This is a genomic window from Legionella spiritensis (assembly GCF_900186965.1).
Taxonomy (GTDB): Bacteria; Pseudomonadota; Gammaproteobacteria; order Legionellales; family Legionellaceae; genus Legionella_C; species Legionella_C spiritensis.
The window spans coordinates 1,512,515-1,531,597 of sequence record NZ_LT906457.1 but is presented as its reverse complement, the minus strand read 5'-3'; the positions used below and the strand labels follow the sequence as shown (position 1 = coordinate 1,531,597).

The following is a 19,083-nucleotide window of genomic DNA, read 5'->3' as shown; positions in this document are numbered from 1 at the left end:
TTGGCTCATCCCCAAATCCGGGGGCACAAATCAAGAACACAAAACTTTAACCCTTAACCTATAATTTTCAAAATTTCTAAATCCATAAGCACGACGTTGAATGAGCTTCATCTTCCGATGAAAGCCTTCGGTAATGCCGTTGTTTTTAGTAAACCGCCACATTCTAACCACTTCATCCCGCCATTGGTATAATGTTTTACCTAGAGTCTTTAGTGAGTCAAAAGGACTTTCCTTCAGACTGGAAACGAGTTTAAGAAAGAGGGGAGAGGTGGTTTGGCACAAATCGGCGATAAGGCGGTTGAGAACAATGAAATTTTCAAGACTTTCTTCAAGTTCAATATTTGAGACTAATGGCATAAATTCAACATCCTTTTACCAGACCCGGGTACCATTTCATTCCATCGTTGCTAATGCGTTCTTTTTTGAGACAACTCTACGGGAATAATCCAGCGCCCGTGTTTATCACACAGACTCCTTATGTCAATATCAAATCCGTGTGAATTCGCTGATGAAATTTGCAACAATGACAATTTGATTAAAATTTAACCGAAACCATCTTTTATTTTTGATTATTTATATTACAATATGGTCATTAAAATAAATAATGGTGTCTTTTGCTCGACTTATCACCCAAAAATCCGCATCACTGGATAACAAGCTTGTATTTTTTTCAGAGCGTTCCTTATGTTGTGGTCAGTCTAATCGCAACGTTAATGTATCAACAATATGGCATATCAAACCGTTATGGCGTATTTTTATCAAGCATCATGATACTTCCGTGGGCATTCAAACCCGTTATTGCTCCCCTACTGGAATCCATAAGCACGAAGAAAAGATTAACCGTTGCGGCACAAGTCGTTTCCTCGCTCCTGTTTTTAACCCTAGCAATAAGCACCAACGCCCCTGATTTTATATTAATCAGCAGTATTGTATTAGCCTTAATAGCAATCACCTCATCGATCCATGACATTGTTTCGGATGGCATTTATTTACTTTTACTGGATGAGCGGGAACAAAAACGATATGTCGCCCTGCGTACCTTGTTTTATCAGTCAGGACAATTATTTATTAAAGGTGTATTGCTGGTATTAACGGCAAAATTCGCCTCGAGTCTTGGTTTAAACAGTTGGCAATTGTTTTATTTCTCCCTGTTTATTATAAGCGGTCTTCTAGTGAGCTATCACTGTATCAAAATCCCTGAAATTGAGCATCAATCCATACGGAGCAAACCCGGATTTTCTGAAATAATCAGGCGAATCGCAAACACTCCCAAGGTGTTTCTGCCGCTGCTGTTTATTTTTTTGTATAACTTTTCAGAAGCCCAGATGCAAAAAATCATTCCTCTTTATTTAATGGACAAGAATGGGCCGGCCCTTAACCTGGCTCAAACCGGTGTGCTGTATGGTGTCGCGGGTGGACTTTTCATGATCCTCGGTATTCATCTCTCCGGTCTGCTTTTAAAACGCTATACCGTACGACGGTGTATGATGTTTTTTACTTCCGGGCTATTAGCCGGGCACGGTCTTTTTCTTTATGACGCGCTGGCACAAACCCATTATGTCTTTATCTGTCTGGCAATAACCCTTAATCAATTCCTGGCTGGGATGGTCAATGGCGGATATATGAGCTATTTACTCAATACCTCTAATAAAAGTGAATACCCAATGTCATTGTACAGCGTTTGTACCTCCATAATGGCATTGAGCTACGTGCTTTTTGGCAGCATCAGTGGCGTGATTGAGCAACAACTAACTTATTCCGGTTTTTTTATTTATATATTGATTGCAAATGGTTTCACAGTCGTAATGACTTATTGGGTTATGAAACATTATGAATAATTTTTTAGAGGCCCTTGAAATAGCGCTTTCAAAAGCATCAAACCTCGCGGATTGCGATAATGCACTTAAAGATCATTTATCAAAAAGACATGTAACAACGTTTTCCTTTACTTATTATGCTTATCACCCAAACTCTGCCAACAAACTGAAGTACGATACCTGCTCGGAGAATTTTAAAGCATGGCACAAGCATTATCTGGAACAAAATTATGCCGACATTGATAGCACGCTTCGCTTTGTTTATGAAAACCATTTACCCATTTACTGGAATATGAAACAACAACTTGCCCAGGCAAAAAACGACACCGAGAAAAAAATGCGGGAAGATTCGCATGCTTTTGGTGTCGAGGAAGGATTATCCATCCCGGTTCACGGACCTCATAACGATTTCGCCATTTTATTGCTTGTCCAGATGCACGGACAATCCTGTCGATTAAATACAGCGCAAACACAATACGAATTATTTGCCACGGCCCACATTTATTATCACTACTTACAGTCGCATTTACTTGATAATATTGTTTCAGAAAACACGTTTGGTTTAACCCAACGGGAAATGCAATGTTTGTATTTGCTTTATAAACAATTATCCGTAAAAGAATTGGCACAGCAACTGGAATTAACGGAGCGAACCGTTCATTTCCATATTCAAAAACTGAATAAAAAATTAGGCACGAAAAATAAGTACCAGTCTTTAGCAAAAGCGCTGGAATTACGCCTGTTAACTATCTAGTACTGTTTCTATTTAGTTTTGACAGGTAGCATTACACAAAGTGTGCCATTTCTTGTCATTCCCGCGCAGGCGGGAATTTATGCCTGATATAGCACAGAGCCAATTTAGCCATAGATTCCCGCCTGCGCGGGAATGACAGGCGCCTGTTAAAACTAAATGGAAGTGGTACCAGCTCCCCCCTGTCAAAAATGACAGTGGCCATTAATTTAACTAAAACGCTACAATCCGAACAATTCCCTGAGTTTATAGAGGTGTGAATTATGAAATTGAGTAAAAAAAACGGTTTATTCATGTTGGTAGCCTGCGCTTTACCTGTGACGGCTTCCGCCACGTTAACCCTTTATACCACGAGTTGGTCTATGTATGGCAAAACACCGTATGAATACGATGGCGCCTATAAAAACGGCCTGCCCTATGGCAAATTGCAATACGTGACCAACAACGAAATGGTTGCTCAGTTTAACCAGGCCGATGTGATCGCCTGGAGCTTTTTACAGGTGTGGAATAACAACGATCCCAATCAGGCGCAATATCAAATCCCGTCGGAATGGAATGGATTGATGCACTTCGATGATCTTTGGGGAGAGCTTCCTTTAGAAGGAAGCTGGATCAACCCCCTGCCCCCTGAAACCGGGCAATTTTTAAATTTTTGCAACGAGAACTATGGCGCTTGCTCATCGGTGCAAATCAACGGTAATACCGGACAAAAAGAGTTATTTAACTACAGTGATCAAAAAGGGGTAGGCCAGTTAAACAGTTTTGGCGCATTTATCAATTCAGATAAATACAAAAGCAAGCGGATCATTGCAGTAGGCGGTGCCAACACGGTTGAAAACAAAGGCATCAGCACGTTTACCTTTGATGCCATCTTTGCCAATCAGGATAAATTTTTAAATCAATTCAATAACTGGATGATGGCATTTAAAAATTTAAAAGGTATTGATTACGACTTCGAACCACCTATTGATATACAAACCGGCGCCCAATTACCGGCAGACGAAAGAACGCTGTCTGACTACAAAAAACTGTATGATTTAGTCAAGGCAACACGATCCAAATTAGGAACCGATGCTTATATATCCGTGACTATAACTGTAAACAAGGAATATCTGGACAAGATTAATCAATCCGTAGAAGGAGGTTGGTTCAAACAAATTGCTCCGTTTGCCGATAGCGTCAATTTAATGACTTATGACTTGCACGGCCCCTGGTCCAAAAGCAATGATCCTTACACGGCAGTACACGCCTATCTCAAACAACCGCAAACAGCGCGTAAAGATGAGTTTGCCATCAATTACGCAACCGAATCCATCACTGATCAAGTATTGTCTTATGGTATGCCAAAAGACAAATTACAGGTTGGAATTGCCGCTTATGGGCGCGGCTATGCCGGTGTCGAAGCCGGAGACAACCAGACATTACCGGGCTTTGAACAATCGTGGTCTGGCCCAAGTCATTTTTCCGGGGAGTATACTAACCAGGATGGGTTATTGCCCTATAAGTCTGTTGATAATTTAATTAACACACTCCATTACAAAACGTATCAAGTCATGGAAATGGATGACAACAATGATTCGTTCGCTACCGGTGCATACCTTTATAATCCTGAGGCAAAGCAATTTGTAGGCTACCAGTCACCTGAAGTTATCCAGGCGTTGTGCCGCTTTGTAAAAACCAGACAATTAAAAGGAGCCATTCTCTGGAGTGCCGATACTGATTTGCCGGTATCCAATCCCAAAAGCCTGGTTAATAACTATAAAAATTCCTGTGGTTAAGATTTTGTAATCATCAGGAGCCCGCAAGAAGGCCTGCGGCCGTATTGCGGGTTTCGTACTTCTGAAGAACGGGTGAGCGCCCAAGCGAACGTTATCCCGCATTTCGGCTTCGCTTTCATGACGGCTACAGGAAACTATTAGTTGTTGTAGAACTAGGGCGTGTCCTCGTTTTTGCTCAGCAATATATTTTGTCAAAGAAAATCCACACCGCCCATATTTTCAAAAACAATCAATGATACCAATGTCATACTGGAAACCCGTCAGGAATCACATTAGAATAAAATACCACGTACACGGATGATTGATTAAAAAGTTCTCATCAAACAATATCCGTCACAACCGGATCATTTTACGACATGAAATCACCCAGGAATCGTTATCTTGTTATATTGCCGTACTTAAGTCTTGGGATCAGTATAGCTTTTTACATCAATCAATACTTTTTACGTATGTCCATAACCGGCATCAGCGATTTTATTACCAAAACGTTTGATATTAACGCCATCACACTCAGTCTGGTTTCAGCCACGTTCTACTACACGTATGCTTTAATGCAAATACCGGCAGGTTTGATTATTGATCGCTACAGCCCCAGACTTATCCTGTCCACAGCCTCTTTAGCGGTAACTTTGGGCGCTGTGATTTGCTGGCATGCCGACCGCTCGGGCGACTTGTTTTTCGCAAGGGCATTCATGGGTTTAGGCGGCGCTTTCGGCTTTCTATCAATATTAAAGATTGCCAGCGTCTATTTTAAAAAAGAAACATTTGCCCTGATCAATGGCCTGACCATTGCAATAGGCACCTTCGCCAGTATTCTGGCGGGCGCTCCTTTATTATTATTATTGCAAACCGTTTCATGGAAAAGTCTTGTTTTTAATTTAAGTATCGCAAGTTTTATCATAGCAATCATAGCACTTCTATTTTTGCGTCCTTTCCCGCAAACCGTCGCGACCAAAAAGCAATCCAGCAAGCCAGACCAAAAGAAAAAAGCCGGCTACAGCGTCATTTTTAAAAATTTAAACATATGGAAAGCCGCATTTTTCTGTGGCTTTACTTTTAATTTCATTACCGTTTTTGCCGGGCTGTGGCTTATCCCTGTTTTAAAAACAACTCATCCGGAACTATCCGGTATTTATACTTATGGAAACTCGATTATGTTGACCGGCTATGGTCTCGGCGCCTTGGGTCTGGGTTACTTGATACAATTAATAAAAAAAATAACCGTATTAATGCGCGTCTCTTCAATAGCAATACTGATTCTTTTTTCCCTTTTTCTCGTTCTACCGACTTTAAACATTTATATGCAATTTATTATTGTTTTTTTCTTGGGTATTGCTGTTTCCTCTACCACACTATCCTTTAGCTATGTCGCCAAAACAGTATCGTCTGAAATAAGCGGAATGGCCTTTTCCCTTATTAATCTAAGTCAGATTTTAATTGGAGCACTGGTGCTGCCATTATCAGGTTACCTGGTATATTTAACGAGCTACTATCATAATCTTCCCAACGCTTCTACTGATTTAATTGACTATCAACTGGCCATGTCAGTGCTCATCATTTCGGCACTCGTCAGTATATTTTGCAGCTGGCGATTGAAAGAACCGGAATAAGTGCATGGAACTTAGGCTCCAGGCACTTATCCGGCGGAAGGCTCCGTATAATTACAACCCCTGTTGGTATGTTCACAAGGCCTGTTTTCAAACTGAAACGTCGTGTGGTAGATTGCGAATTTCTGCGCAAGCATTTCTTGCAGCAAAGGCAATAAATGTTCCGAATGGTCGTAGGTACTATCATAAACCACATGGGCGGTAAGGCTGGGTTTACCGCTGGTCAGCGCCCATAAATGAAAATCATGCACGCTCAATATCCCGGGAATATTGCACATCTCAGCTTGTATTTCCTCAATATCCATACCTTCCGGAACACCTTCAAGAAGAATGTTGGTTGTTTCTTTTAACAACAACCAGGTACGAGGTAGAACCCATAGTCCGATAGCAATGGCAATGACAGAGTCTACCCACGCATATCCGGTCCAGTGAATAATTAACGCACCTAACAGCACGCCAACGGAACCGAGCATATCGCTCCAGACTTCCAGATAAGCACTTTTAATATTCAGGCTTTGGTCTTTTCCACTAACAAGCAACCGCATACTGATCAGATTAATCAACAACCCGATTGCCGCTATGACAAACATACCTGTTGTTTGAATATCTGCGGGCGCAGAAAAACGTTGATACGCTTCGTATAAAACGTAAATAGCCACAAAAAACAGCATAATCGCATTAAAAGCCGCTGCCAGAATTTCAAAACGGTGATAGCCGAATGTTTTACGGGGATTAGCAGGGCGGCTTGCGAGATGAACGGCCGTCAGGGAAATAGCCAGCGCGCTGGCATCGGTTAACATATGTGCCGCATCTGAAAGCAGCGCCAAACTACCGGTAACAAGTCCACCAATTACCTCAACGACAAGATAGGTTGAGGTTAAAACAAAAGCAATCCACAGGTATTTTTTATTGTCACCGGTTGGAATGGCATGACTGTGATCGTGAGACATCCCTCTCTCCTGTTTTTATACAGATTTTATTATAAAATATGGTTAAAATAGCTTAATCCAATGGCCTCCCGCACTTCCTCAAGGGTTTTTGCTGCCGTTTTTCTGGCTGCCATCGTACCAGTGACTAATATATCCATCACCTCATCCCTCCTAAAACTGTTTCTTCTGTCGCGAACAGGCTCCAGCATGGTCTGCAGCGTGTTGTTTAACAACTTTTTAGTCGTCGCATCACCCAGCCCCCCTTTTCTGTAATGATCTTTCAAAGAGGCCACCTCTTCCTGATCAGGATGAAACGCATCCAGATAGGCAAATACGACATTTCCTTCCACTTTACCGGGATCAGTGACTTTCAAGTGACAGGGATCGGTAAACATTAAAAAAACTTTACGCTTTATTTCTTCCGGTGAGTCTGATAGAAAAATAGCGTTTCCTAACGATTTACTGGCCTTGGCCTGACCATCGATACCGACCAGGCGCGACGTTTTGCTTAATATCGCGCTGGCTTCTTTCAGGCAATCCGTATTATAAATCCGGTTAAATTTTCTTACAATTTCATTGGTCTGTTCAATCATAGGCACCTGATCATCCCCAACGGGAACGGCTTCCGCTTTAAAAGCCGTAATATCCGCCGCCTGACTGACCGGATAACAGAAAAATCCGGCCGGAATCGATGAATCAAAACCCTTTTGCTGAATTTCATTTTTGACGGTGGGGTTTCTCTCCAATCGTCCCAACGTCACCAGATTCATGTAATACATGGTCAATTCGGCGAGTTCGGTTATTTGCGATTGGATAAAAATGGTACTTTTTTGCGGATCAATACCAATTGCAAGATAATCCAAGGCAACTTCATAAAGATTATCAATTATTCTGGAGGGGTTTTCAAAATTATCGGTTAATGCCTGAACATCCGCGATCATGACATATTGTTCATAGTCATCCTGGAGTGCAACCCTGTTAGCCAGGGAGCCGACGTAATGGCCAAGATGTAATTTACCCGTTGGACGATCACCTGTTAATATCTTTTTTTTCATGGAAAACTCTAACACACAAACTCAGTTTTCATTATAACTTTAACTGTTTATAAGGAAAACATACGTTTTATTAAATAAATAACCCGAACAGATCACTATCCGGGCTCATGGTAATACCAAGCGGCGTCCCCAAGGTTATTTCAGTAAAAACCAGCATTCCGTTAATAACTCTGTATCAGCCACTTCATGATCAAAATTGTAATAACAGAAAACACATGGCAAATCACCTAATTGCTCTCCTGTATCTGGCAACCACTCCCTGTAAATGTAATAAACCGTTTCAGCAATATTTTCACGGGACCCATGGTGCATGGCAACCGCATAGCGCCCTGCCGGTAAATATTTTTCAACAACCCCTTCCAGTTGCAAATTTTCCGGAACTTTAAGGCCCAGATCCATACGAAAATCCAGGGCCGGCGTTGTTTTGGGATCATCCCAGGCGAAAGCAAATGCCTCTCCCGGTTTCGGTTTGAGTGAAACCGGCTGTGCTTTTGCCCAGGTTACCAGCTTGTTCACACTGTCACCGACTCCCTGAGGGTCACCTCTGTGCTCGACCACCGCGAGTCGTATTTTTTGAATTGTTTTTATATCCACATTCATATCCGCTACCTCTTGTTTAGGCAAACAATACGGTGGTTGTTCCCAGTAAGACCATCCGGAACTATCCCTGAACCGGGATGGACTGATTCCACACGCTTTTTTAAAAGCGCGTGAAAAAGCCTCGTGAGACTCAAAACCGGCATTGATTGCGATAGTAATGATGGATTGTTTTTTATCAACAATAAGTTGGTGAGCGGCGCGTTTTAAGCGTAACCATCTGATGTATTGCTGCAAAGACAATCCGGTAAACGCCGTAAACAAGCGATGAAAATGAAATTTTGATACACCGAAAACCTCGCTCAAACTTTCAAGCGACAATTCTTCATCAAGATGTTGTCCGATAAAATCAATCACTTTTTTTAGCCGATGCTGATATTTCACGTTAGCTCACTTCCACACGGTTTGCTTGTTTACGCGGATAAGAATACCTGTTGCCAGCTCATTATATTTGACCATTTTTGCTTATTTCACGAGGAAATGAGATCAGGGCAACAGCCCGCAACTGAGGCCTTAGTACTACAGTGGTAAGTTTTGTCATTCCCGAGAAATCGGGAATCTATTCTCGTTAAAATAGATCTCCGCCTGCGCGGAGATGACCATCAATGAGCCCAAAAGAGTACATAAACAGGGTACCTTTTCAAAATACCACGATAATAGGTCGGATTGGGGGTTTTACGTCCCAAGATTGTATCAGGTGAACAGGTGAATGCCTAAGTGATCGTTACCCCGCATTTCGGCTTCGCCTTCATGACGGGCTACCAATTTTTGGATGAGACAAGCGTACAAGCCCTGTGCTCAGTTGCCTAAATTAAAATGCTTTTCCTTTTCATCGTTATCCGGTCGCATAGTGCTCATTTCACTTTTCATCGTGCTCTGTGCTTCCAGCAATTTTTGTTTTAATCGTTCTAACTCTTCCTGATATGGTTTCACATCCTTGCCAATCTGACTGGCCATTTTAGCCATCTTTTCATTAAGCTCAATTTTCTCACCCCATTTACTGTTGGGAAAATCCTTGTTGTAATCGGATAAAGCCTTTTTGCATGAACCCTCCAGAGATACAAACGCGCTCTCAAACATGTCTTTAATGTCATATTTTATAGCAATATTCAACGATTGTTCCGCAAATTGTATCGCTTCATCTATTCTGCCTGTCTGATAAAACACTCTGGACAGGTTGGAATATATTTTTGCTCTCTCACTATGTAGATCCTTTGTTTCTTGCCGATTGGGACAGTAATTCTCGTAAATATCCAGGGCATGTTTGTAAAGAGCTTCGGCCTCTTGAAAAAAGGGTATAAAGTGCTGTTCTTTTTTCCTGGAATCCACTCCCTGTAAAAATTTCTCTCTGGCCGACTCCTTGAATTTTGCAGCCAGATCAAATAATCCGCCTTCTATTTTCAATAAGTCGCTTTCACTCTCTTCTGACGTGGCTAGAATTTTCAAAGCCTTCGTATACATCTCAAAAGCTTCCACTAAATTACGGCCGGATAATTGACTTCTTTTGGATTGATAGCTTTTCTTTATTTCATCAACATGACTTTCGACAGTGGCCCTGGTTTCAATTTCAAATCGGTCTTTCGAGATGACCACTTCTTTGGGCGTGACCTCAATGGAATTTACCAGACCGGAAGCACAGGTGACGCCATTGGCAACCCCCGTTCCGAAGCGATACTCCGCGCTCACCAGCGCATCACCGCATACCACGACCGGAATGGAGTAATTGGTTGTATTTACAGGTTGCAGCACTCGTTTGGGATCCACATCAAAAGGGATAAATTTGAATTTCCCTTCTTCGCGTTCAAACGCTATAAACTTGCCTGTTTTTAAAAGCAACAATGCTTTTAAATAAGCTTCCTGCTCTTTCATACCCGCCTGAGCCACCTGCGATGGAACTTCAAAATAAAAACAATAACGGGCGCCCTCGGTTTTTTGATCCCATTTGGAAACAACCATTTCCGGATCAGCAAATTCCTTCCAGCCAAACGTCTTTCGTAATTCCTCCATCGTTTTCGCATGGACAACAGGATCCCTTTTTTTCAAATCTTCCATTCGACAAAGATTGCTGTTTTCCACATCCATATGAACATAGGCAATAAAATGCTGCTTTATGGGGTTTTCAGCAATGGTTTCAACATTAAATACGGAATCCCCCCCGAACCTCTTGTTAGTAAAATTGGCGACTACCCGGCCTTCTCCACTACAATCAATGACTAAATCACTGGTCATGGATTGCCCTTTTTTTGTCGTTATCGTATTTTCTTCAAGGCTTGCGAATGCGTCTTCAACCAGATTAACACCCAATTTTTGGGCATGCTTGAGTAATGATTTTTGCAGATCGCCAATAAAAACCGAATTCGCTGGCTCTCCTCCCGAATCAGGGACATCAATTTCAGGAATATCTCTACTCTGAAAGGATGAATTGATAATTTGCACCGCTTTTTTGGCGATAATACCAGGCCTTTCATAATCATTTATGTGCGAATCGATAAGAGTAACATCTATGGATTCACCATATTTCCATTTTAAAAGAATAGCGGTGTACAGTCCAACCGGCCCGGAACCAATGATAGCAATGCGATGTTTTTTCGGTTGGAACATAACTTTATCCTCAGGAAACAAGTTGCAAAATTACACGTTAACCGCCTGAATCAATCCCCCATGATCCGGAAACAGTTTCTTCTGCGTTCTTCCCAAGCGCTGCGGCAAAATCACTTAATCCCAGATTATTTAATTCCAGCAAAAATGATTCATTGGCTATTTTATTAGTTTGAGCACGGTCAAAATATTTTTTGATTTTTTCAACGCTATCGGAAGAAACCGATACATCGGCAATTTCCTCCCCATCCCGGTGAAGATAAAAACGGGAGTAATATGGGGGATCTGCCAAAGACAAGGAAACCTGAATGGATTCACTCAGTTGAAAAATAAGTTCATCCTGTTTTTCACGGGAATTTATAGTATCAAATAATCCAAACATAATTCTCTCATAGCATGATTTAACACCTGTAATAATAGTAGTCATTATAGCAGAGGGATCCGGCAACAATACAATTCAGGGGCTTATTTCTTACTGCCTTCGGCAACAGGTCATTTGAGGCAATTCGGCCAATAGAACCTGGAATTTTTTGTTAAGTATTACTTAATTTTAATGATCTATAGTGTAAAAAAATTATTGCGCTTTAACCTTTCGCAGCATTAACAACGATTGTCTTGAAAACAATATATTGCCTGGAAATTATTTATGCCCAAATATAACATTGTCATTGAAACCCAGCTTCCTCCTGTATTACTGGATAATGAAGACATGGAAACGATCTATTCCGATCATTTGCCCAAACTCTACGACATTCCGCTAGACAAGGACAATTCACTGACTGTGCTAAGCTATAACACGTTATCAGAATGGATTTTTCCAGGTTTTGAAACGAAAGAGAAAGAGCCCGAGTCAGAAGAACAAAGAAAGCAAAGACACGACAGGATTAGTCAATCTATCGCAGAAACGATTGAATTTTACAGTATAGACATAATTTCCCTGCAGGAAACCAGCGAGGATTTACTAAACGAGATCAGTAAAAAACTTGGTCCGGATTGGAAAATAACTTTTTCTGATGGCAATCGTGCCCTCCTGTACAAAGATTCAGAATACGAAGACATCGAGGAGTATGAGCGATGCGTTACACCAACCAGTATTGCATCAATGGGGTATCTCCGTAATGAAGATTTTCCAGGCAGTTCATTACGCCATAGAGCCTCTGGTAAAACCATTGCGTTGTTCCCGATACATATTCCTCACCACGATGAACCTGCGGATGCAGAGCAAGCACTACAGGCTATCAGTCGGGAATTTGGCGACAACCATGATTTTGTGATTTTTACCGGAGATTTTAACCGGCGTATCGCTCACACCGGGAAACAAACAATAGACAACGCTAATAATATTGTTCCTCCATTATTTAGAAATGAACACAAATTCTATGATTTTACGGATGGCTGTTTTGTATGCCATGACGGTCAAATAAATCAGCTTGACGGTATAACCATTTGTCCCCCCACCCCTGCCTTTGAGATGGCAAGAAGAACGACATTCAATGAGCCGCCTGATTTTCTGATAGAAGAGTTTGATGAAGAAGACGAAGGAACTTCTTCTATCACAGAACCTGTTTATCCTGAGGACAATACCTGGTATCCAGTCATGTTCGGCCAACAGCATCAATTACCCGTTGCCGGTTTAAAAGCCGGTATAACCGTTGAGACGCTCGTGACCGGTATGCGAGAAAAAACCGGGGATAAAGACTTAGCGATTTCAATTGGGGTAAGTCGATTTAATCAAAAAATGATTTGTATTTTCTCTGTGGATATCATCCCTGAACTGGAAGCAGCAGGTTTGACAAAAAATGAACATGGTGCTTACGAACTCCAATTTGATTATTCTCCAGTTACAGACGAAAAAATCGTCAATCCTGGTTTTCGGGTACGAAATGGCGAAAGTTCCGTAACCATTCCTGTATTATCTCTGGTTTCACTTTCTTCTTTAACTGATCCTGCCGAGATTGAAATTATTTCGCAAAGGTATGGTGAAGAACAGGCTGGTACTGTTTGTGCAATAAAAAACGCCACGCAGCAATACATCGCCTGGATGAACGAAAACACACAAGGCAAGCGTTTTCTGAGTCGATTTCAACATTTTTATCATGGCGAAAGCGGTGTAAAACGCGCACAACATATCTTGCAGTTGATTAATGACGGCGCTGAGATAGAAACGCTCCATGAGACCGTCCTGGATGCCATGCGAGCATCAGGCCACAGGCAACACTCCTACAGTCGTTTTCTTTATCAAGCCTTGCATCCCGAAAAACAGGTATTAAATTCAAATTATTCCGATAAGGACTTCAAGACGGACAAAAATGAATACCTCAACACGTTTTAAGAGAAAGTGTTTTTGTTGGATTACCACAAGGCAATCCAGCAAAAACAATGGTTTATTGGCTAAGGGCTGCAAATAACCATCAGGTACTGCAAACCGCCTGCAAACCTTCTGCGCCAAGGTTGGTCAAGTTTATTTGCGCACCGGCTTCGGCGCTAACCGAGATATTGCTGCTGTTTTTGACAGTGACCAGTGTTGCCTGACCCGTAGACAATTTTTTTCCGTTAATAGTACCCTGATTCTTTAAAACACTGATTTTAATTTTGCCACGAACCGTTTTATTACTTTGTACATGACACGTGGCATTTAACGTCCATAAGGCACTATTAGTCAGTAATTTGTTTTCATTGGGGGCAAGACTGATAGTTTTTTGCGCATAAGCCTGAATGCTGATAGCACCAAACAGAAGAGCAACAGACACCTTTAAAATCTTTGACATGATAGTTTCCTTTTAATGTACCCATGAACCACGTAACAATGTTCGTGTTTTTGACAACGATTATTTGTCAAAATAAAACCATATTGTACATTATTTTAATTAAGTTACTATTAAGCATACTATGGGATTTTTTTTCAGTTATAAAACAAGCCTCCAGGACGTGGGAAAAACCGTAATCTTCTGCAGCAATTATTCTTTTCATAAATCTATCCCTGGAAATTTGACGAATTCATCAAAAAAAATGGTAGCATTGAAATACTGCTTTCATTACAAGGATGTCAAAACATGCGTATTAATTTACTGGTTCCACTATTTCTATCCCTTCTCTTCCATGGAACCTTTGCCTGTACCAATATTATGGTCAAGGCACAGGATAACGCAGTCGTTATTGCACGAACGCTGGAGTTTGGCCCATCCTTGCAAAGTGAGATCATCACATCTCCTGTCGGGAAAAAATTTACCAATATTGCTCCGAACGGCAAGCCGAGCAAATCATGGACTGCTAAATATGGTTATGTTTTTTTAAATTTTTTCAAGCAGGATCACGCGGTAGACGGGATGAATAATAAAGGTCTTTCCATGGGTCTTTTGTATTTACCAGGCTACACCGACTATCCGAAGGCGACTGATGATAATGTAAAAAGCGGCATTCCTTATTATCAGATAGGCGACTGGATTTTAAGCCAGTTTGCTACAACCGATGAAGTAAAAAACGCTCTGCGTGATGTGGTGGTGTTCGGCCAGGATTTAGACGTTCCGAATCAGGGTAAAGTCACTTTTCCGGTTCACGTGGTTGTCAACGACGCCAAAGGCAAGAGTATCGTTATTGAATTTAATAAGGGAGCCATGCAGGTTTATGATAATCCACTTGGGATTTTGACCAACGGCCCAACCTTTGACTGGCAGATCAATAACCTGAAAAATTACGTTAACCTGACACCCTACTCCGTCAACCCGATTAAAGTGGGCGATATTATTTATTCTGCCACAGGCCAGGGTGCCGGCATGTTTGGCCTGCCCGGCGATACCACCCCGCCATCCCGCTTTGTAAAAATGTCATTCCTGCAGGAAACGGCGTTACCGGTAGAAACCGCAGAGAAAGCGGTGGTTTTAGCGCATCATATTATCGAAAATGTCTTCATTCCCAATGGCATGGTTCGTGATGCCAAAGGCAGCCCTGATACAGAAACCACCCAATGGACGGTCTTTAAAGATCTGGCCAATGCAACATTTTACTTCAAAAGTTATGACTACCCCATGTTGCAACGGATTGATTTGAATAAAATTGATTTCAGTGCAAACGCGCCGATATTAAGGATACCGGTGGATCATCCGGCCGATTTGGCGAAAGATGTCACCAATGCGCTTAAAAAAGGTTAGAATTGCAGGCAACATTATCTTTTGGCTAAAACCAGGTCGAGCGAAACGACCGACCTGGTTTTACTGCGCTTGTAATGATTTATTTTAATTGACGGCCAAAATCTAAGGCTTCATGCTCATTTTTGTAGCTTTTTATAGCTCCGATCATGGGACCAATCGTGTTTTTCAATCGTCCGTCTTCAAGAGCCGCCATTTCATGGGCGGACATGGTCACGCCCTCGTCTCCTTGCAATATTCTAATAGCCTTTTCCGCAGCATTAATTTTGGTGGTAGCACTTCTTTTTGGAGAGGAGAAAAGCCTTGCCCAAATAGTATGGTACTCCGAGTTGTTTGTTGACTGCGCTTTCTCATTTCTTCTCGTTTGAGCGTAATCCTGCAAGTCTTCAATCGTCTGTACTGTGTGTACTTTACTCTCAAAATCTCTATCGTGTTTATCAACACGCTCACCGTATACGACTTTAAATTGCTCGAGTGAACAAGCATATCGCCCGGCTACCAGCAGGCATTTTGGTTGTATGGACAACCCCTCTTCTTGTCTAATTTCATCGAGATTAGCAGGGCTGTCATCAAAATAATCAATTTCGATGTCTTCATCGTCCGGTAAACACTCTAACAGGTATTGATATTGTTCTACCTTTCCCGTGGGGTAAAATGTATCAGGCGCATCCCTTTCATCTTTCTCCAATTTTTTTCTTAAAGCATCGGCTTCTTCTTCTACTTCCTCATTAAAAGGCTGTAGAAAATTTTGCATTTTTTCAAGAAAATCAGGGCGAAGTTTATTATCTTCCAGATTGGTTTTTAGCCGCCTTTCAAAATCACTCAACTCATCAACGTAATAACCCTGGCGAGCCGTATCAGCAAAATAGGGATCAACTGAAGTAGACACCTTGACTCGCTTTCCCAGGGCATTGGACAATTTCTCAACCGCGTCATGGGTCGTGATTATCGAATCTGCTGTCACCAGAACATCAGATAGCGCATAAGCACGAGAAATCTGGCCAATTTGTAGAAACTTGCTACGCTGGGTAAATAAAACAACGTCATCGTATTGTTTCAGTTTTTCAACCAGTGCGCTGTTTAACGTACGATTCTGGACAAGGCAACCATCAATATCAACAAGAGCAGTTTTAGTCATTATTCCACCGTTTTATTCAACTATGTATAAAAATTGTAGACAGAATATCAGAGTAATATTAACGATTTATTAGGCTCTGTGAATAATTTTTTTTCTGAGTGGAAACAAAGCGACTATGGTTCAACAACATTTGATAGTTTCCTGTGGCGAGATAACGTTCATTTGGTCGCCCACTGATCTCCTGATACCCTATTGACCCATGAAACCCGCAATACGGCCGCAGGCCTCCTTGCGGGCTACAGATTTTTGTCCCCTGGAAGAATTTGGCTGACATGTCATGCCAACAAACCCAAAACACCTTTGGTACTCCCTTGACTTTACCGATTGCGTAACTTTACTCTTGAATGTTTTTCACAGTTTTAAAGGAATAATACATGAGAATATTTTACGCAGGTTTGGCAATTTTTCTTATCATCGGTTTGGGTTACATGGGAGCAAACGCCATCGGTTGGCCAGTTTTATTGATTGTAGGCGGTTCGGGGCTGATTGGTTGGGTGTGCTGGCTAAAATTCTCCTTCACCCGCCCAACCCCTTCCGAGATTATTCTAGTGCCATTTTTACTGACATGCGGTTTTTTAATGCTCCATATTGTGGAAGAGTACACTATGAACTTCCCACTGGCGATAAGCCAGCTGTTTCATGTTCATTTTACCATGGCAACTTTTATTTATATCTTTATGCTCGCCGGACCGGCTATCTACTTTTTTACCGCAGCAGGTTTAAATTACCATAATCCGCTTGCAAACTTTATAGCCTGGTTTATTTTTATTGGGCCGGGTGTTGCAGAAATTACGCACGCCATTTTTCCGTTAATCGCCTGGGCAAAAGGGCTTACTGACCATTATGCTTATTTCCCGGGACTTTATACCTTTTATTTACCGATGATTCCGGGAATTTACGGCATCGTTCGCGTTGTAAAATCCAGCCGTACTACACAAAATGCTGGCAATAACGGATAAAATATTCTGTTGATTGAAGGAGTTGAATCGACGCCTTCAATCAATCCTCCTACGCTTCAAATATCATTGCAGAACCCAAGGATAGATCATTCAAGTTATCAATCGCTGCCTCCCTTTTATCCGCAGTGCTTTATTTCAAATTGTTGACGTTGTTGCAATCCATACATAAGCGCAGAAATTAAAGGCGCTAGATCAGGCTCCTTGCATTGTTCCAGTTTTTTTCTGCAGGTTCTGCTTTCAGGTAAAAAAAACCCGGTTTCGTCACGATTTGCAAAACATGTCAGCAACCAGCTTATTTCTTTTTGCGTTACAGGCGCCTTAAACATACCATGCAACTTTGACGGAGTTTTAATGGTGGTACTTTTTTCCATTAAAGCTGAGGTTATGATTTTCTCTAATCTGGGCAGAATATTACAGTCCTGATAATGAAGGGATAACCATTTATAAAGACAGGTGTAGTGTTCGGGACTCATTAAATCAATGAGCCGCTCCTGCATATTTTCCGGCAATTCGGCAAACAACGTCAGGTATCTCTCCTCCCGCAGCCAGTGTTCATTATTAGAGGCTATACCAAGTCGCAGAAGATAATACTCGGTGTCCACATCACCCGCTTCATTAGCCAGACACCACTGTCGTAAAGAGGTAAAGAATTCCAGTATAGCTTCGGGCGAAGGACGCGAATGCTTGTCTTTAGCGCCCATTTTTTTAATGAAATTGTCCAGTAATTTGCAGATATGCAAAGGAGGTTCCGGTTTAAATTGACTAAACATACCTTCCGAACAAAAGCCGATGTCGGTGTATCGTTTTATTAAATCTTCGACAGCCATATCCGTATGGGCGTCTCGATAGTCAAACATTTTTTGAAGAGGATTTTTAGCACCGAAAAGACTTAACAGCACGGGGGTTAGCGCATAGAAATCACTGGCCTCGGAATAATACCCATCCAGTACTTCCAGGGCGATGAACTCGGGTGTCCCCTGAGGCTGCTGTGGTATAGAGGAAATTGGCTTTGTATAATCATAATCCAGGAAATGAACATCAATCGATTTTTCAGTTCTTTTTTTAATTTTAATATTTGAACCACTAACATCACCATGAACGACAGGAATCCAACTGGTGTTTCTATAATGCAACTGATTCAGCCCTAAAACCAGCTGCCATGCAACATCAACGGTTTGCAAAAAAGTGAAACGGCTGATCTCTTTATTGTCTGTAAAATCCGGGGCAATCTGAAATCCGTCGAGGAATTCCATAATAAGAACCGTTCTATCTTCCAGATCAAACGTCGCAATACTAGTTCTGGCTACCTGATACGCCGAAGGCATTTTACCTTCCTTGTAACTTTTTATGGCGACCGGTTGGTCTTTAAAAACAGTGAGTTCACTCTCGTTAATCCGACAATGACCGTGGTCTGCTCTCGCCTCTTTGGGACTACATCGATATCCTTTATAAACATCACCCGCCTCACCAGTTCCAAGTAATTGGGAAAAATCACTGAAGAAACAGGTTATCTCTCCACTTTTTTGTTGCACTGAAAAAAGAGTGCCGCGTTTATCGATCTCATTGTCTTCTTCTGATTTTCCCATATAAACAATACCTTATTTAATTCACCATCTCCATGAACAGCTAATTGTAACAAAATAATGTACAAATAAAAACCAATTATACGGTCTGTGGCATCTTTTTTCATCAGTCTGTCAAATGAAAGT

Annotated in this window: 15 protein-coding genes and 1 pseudogene; 7 read left to right on the top strand and 9 right to left on the bottom strand. The window is 41.6% G+C overall.

Annotated features, from left to right (window positions below; genetic code table 11):
• Positions 1-30 precede the first annotated feature (30 nt).
• A pseudogene (locus CKW05_RS06900) lies at positions 31-270 on the bottom strand (transposase); the annotation flags it as partial.
• 389 nt (positions 271-659) lie between these two features.
• Between CKW05_RS06900 and CKW05_RS06895 the strand changes: the two are divergent.
• The 4 genes from CKW05_RS06895 (at position 660) to CKW05_RS06880 (ending at position 5,956) form a co-directional block, all read left to right on the top strand.
• Positions 660-1,838, top strand: a complete 1,179-nt coding sequence (locus tag CKW05_RS06895) for an MFS transporter (protein ID WP_058483369.1) — start codon at positions 660-662, stop codon at positions 1,836-1,838.
• Positions 1,831-2,571, top strand: coding sequence for a LuxR family transcriptional regulator (locus CKW05_RS06890; protein WP_058483368.1), 741 nt, complete (start codon positions 1,831-1,833; stop codon positions 2,569-2,571). Before CKW05_RS06895 ends, CKW05_RS06890 begins: the two co-directional genes overlap by 8 nt.
• A gap of 260 nt (positions 2,572-2,831) precedes the next feature.
• Positions 2,832-4,346 (top strand): glycosyl hydrolase family 18 protein, encoded by a 1,515-nt coding sequence (locus tag CKW05_RS06885; RefSeq protein ID WP_058483367.1) that lies wholly within the window; start codon positions 2,832-2,834, stop codon positions 4,344-4,346.
• A gap of 356 nt (positions 4,347-4,702) precedes the next feature.
• On the top strand, positions 4,703-5,956 hold the full coding sequence (locus tag CKW05_RS06880; RefSeq protein ID WP_058483366.1) for an MFS transporter: 1,254 nt from the start codon (positions 4,703-4,705) through the stop codon (positions 5,954-5,956).
• A 26-nt stretch (positions 5,957-5,982) separates the two neighbouring features.
• Here the strand turns inward: CKW05_RS06880 and CKW05_RS06875 are convergent, their stop codons facing one another.
• From CKW05_RS06875 to CKW05_RS06855, 5 genes are all read right to left on the bottom strand, one after another.
• Entirely contained in the window at positions 5,983-6,903 is a 921-nt protein-coding gene (locus CKW05_RS06875; RefSeq protein ID WP_058483365.1) for a cation diffusion facilitator family transporter, read from the bottom strand.
• 29 nt (positions 6,904-6,932) lie between these two features.
• A complete protein-coding gene (gene trpS / locus CKW05_RS06870) occupies positions 6,933-7,937 on the bottom strand; it encodes a tryptophan--tRNA ligase (protein WP_058483364.1) in 1,005 nt (334 codons plus the stop codon).
• A 135-nt stretch (positions 7,938-8,072) separates the two neighbouring features.
• Positions 8,073-8,918: an AraC family transcriptional regulator gene (locus CKW05_RS06865; protein ID WP_058483363.1), complete on the bottom strand. Its 846-nt coding sequence runs from the start codon at positions 8,916-8,918 to the stop codon at positions 8,073-8,075.
• Positions 8,919-9,332: 414 nt separating this feature from the next.
• The gene (locus CKW05_RS06860) at positions 9,333-11,135 is read right to left on the bottom strand and encodes a tetratricopeptide repeat protein (protein WP_058483362.1); all 1,803 of its coding nucleotides are present in this window, start codon (positions 11,133-11,135) and stop codon (positions 9,333-9,335) included.
• A gap of 37 nt (positions 11,136-11,172) precedes the next feature.
• On the bottom strand, positions 11,173-11,514 hold the full coding sequence (locus tag CKW05_RS06855) for a hypothetical protein (RefSeq protein ID WP_058483361.1): 342 nt from the start codon (positions 11,512-11,514) through the stop codon (positions 11,173-11,175).
• 264 nt (positions 11,515-11,778) lie between these two features.
• Here CKW05_RS06855 and CKW05_RS06850 point away from each other — a divergent pair, with 264 nt between their 5' ends.
• Entirely contained in the window at positions 11,779-13,464 is a 1,686-nt protein-coding gene (locus tag CKW05_RS06850) for an exonuclease/endonuclease/phosphatase family protein (protein ID WP_058483360.1), read from the top strand.
• Positions 13,465-13,543: 79 nt separating this feature from the next.
• Here the strand turns inward: CKW05_RS06850 and CKW05_RS06845 are convergent, their stop codons facing one another.
• Positions 13,544-13,900, bottom strand: a complete 357-nt coding sequence (locus CKW05_RS06845; RefSeq protein WP_058483359.1) for an S-Ena type endospore appendage — start codon at positions 13,898-13,900, stop codon at positions 13,544-13,546.
• Between the two features lie 285 nt (positions 13,901-14,185).
• On the opposite strand from CKW05_RS06845, the gene CKW05_RS06840 reads away from it, so the two are divergent.
• Positions 14,186-15,280 carry a linear amide C-N hydrolase gene (locus CKW05_RS06840; RefSeq protein WP_058483358.1) on the top strand — a complete coding sequence of 365 codons (1,095 nt, stop codon included), beginning with the start codon at positions 14,186-14,188 and terminating at the stop codon, positions 15,278-15,280.
• Positions 15,281-15,359: 79 nt separating this feature from the next.
• On the opposite strand, the gene CKW05_RS06835 is transcribed toward CKW05_RS06840, so the two are convergent.
• Complete coding sequence (locus CKW05_RS06835; protein WP_058483357.1) at positions 15,360-16,415, bottom strand: hypothetical protein; 1,056 nt, start codon at positions 16,413-16,415, stop codon at positions 15,360-15,362.
• 374 nt (positions 16,416-16,789) lie between these two features.
• Between CKW05_RS06835 and CKW05_RS06830 the strand changes: the two genes are divergently transcribed.
• Positions 16,790-17,374, top strand: a complete 585-nt coding sequence (locus CKW05_RS06830) for a hypothetical protein (protein WP_058483356.1) — start codon at positions 16,790-16,792, stop codon at positions 17,372-17,374.
• Between the two features lie 116 nt (positions 17,375-17,490).
• Here CKW05_RS06830 and CKW05_RS06825 read toward each other — a convergent pair whose 3' ends face one another.
• Positions 17,491-18,960: a protein kinase domain-containing protein gene (locus CKW05_RS06825; protein WP_058483355.1), complete on the bottom strand. Its 1,470-nt coding sequence runs from the start codon at positions 18,958-18,960 to the stop codon at positions 17,491-17,493.
• Between the last annotated feature and the right edge of the window lie 123 nt (positions 18,961-19,083).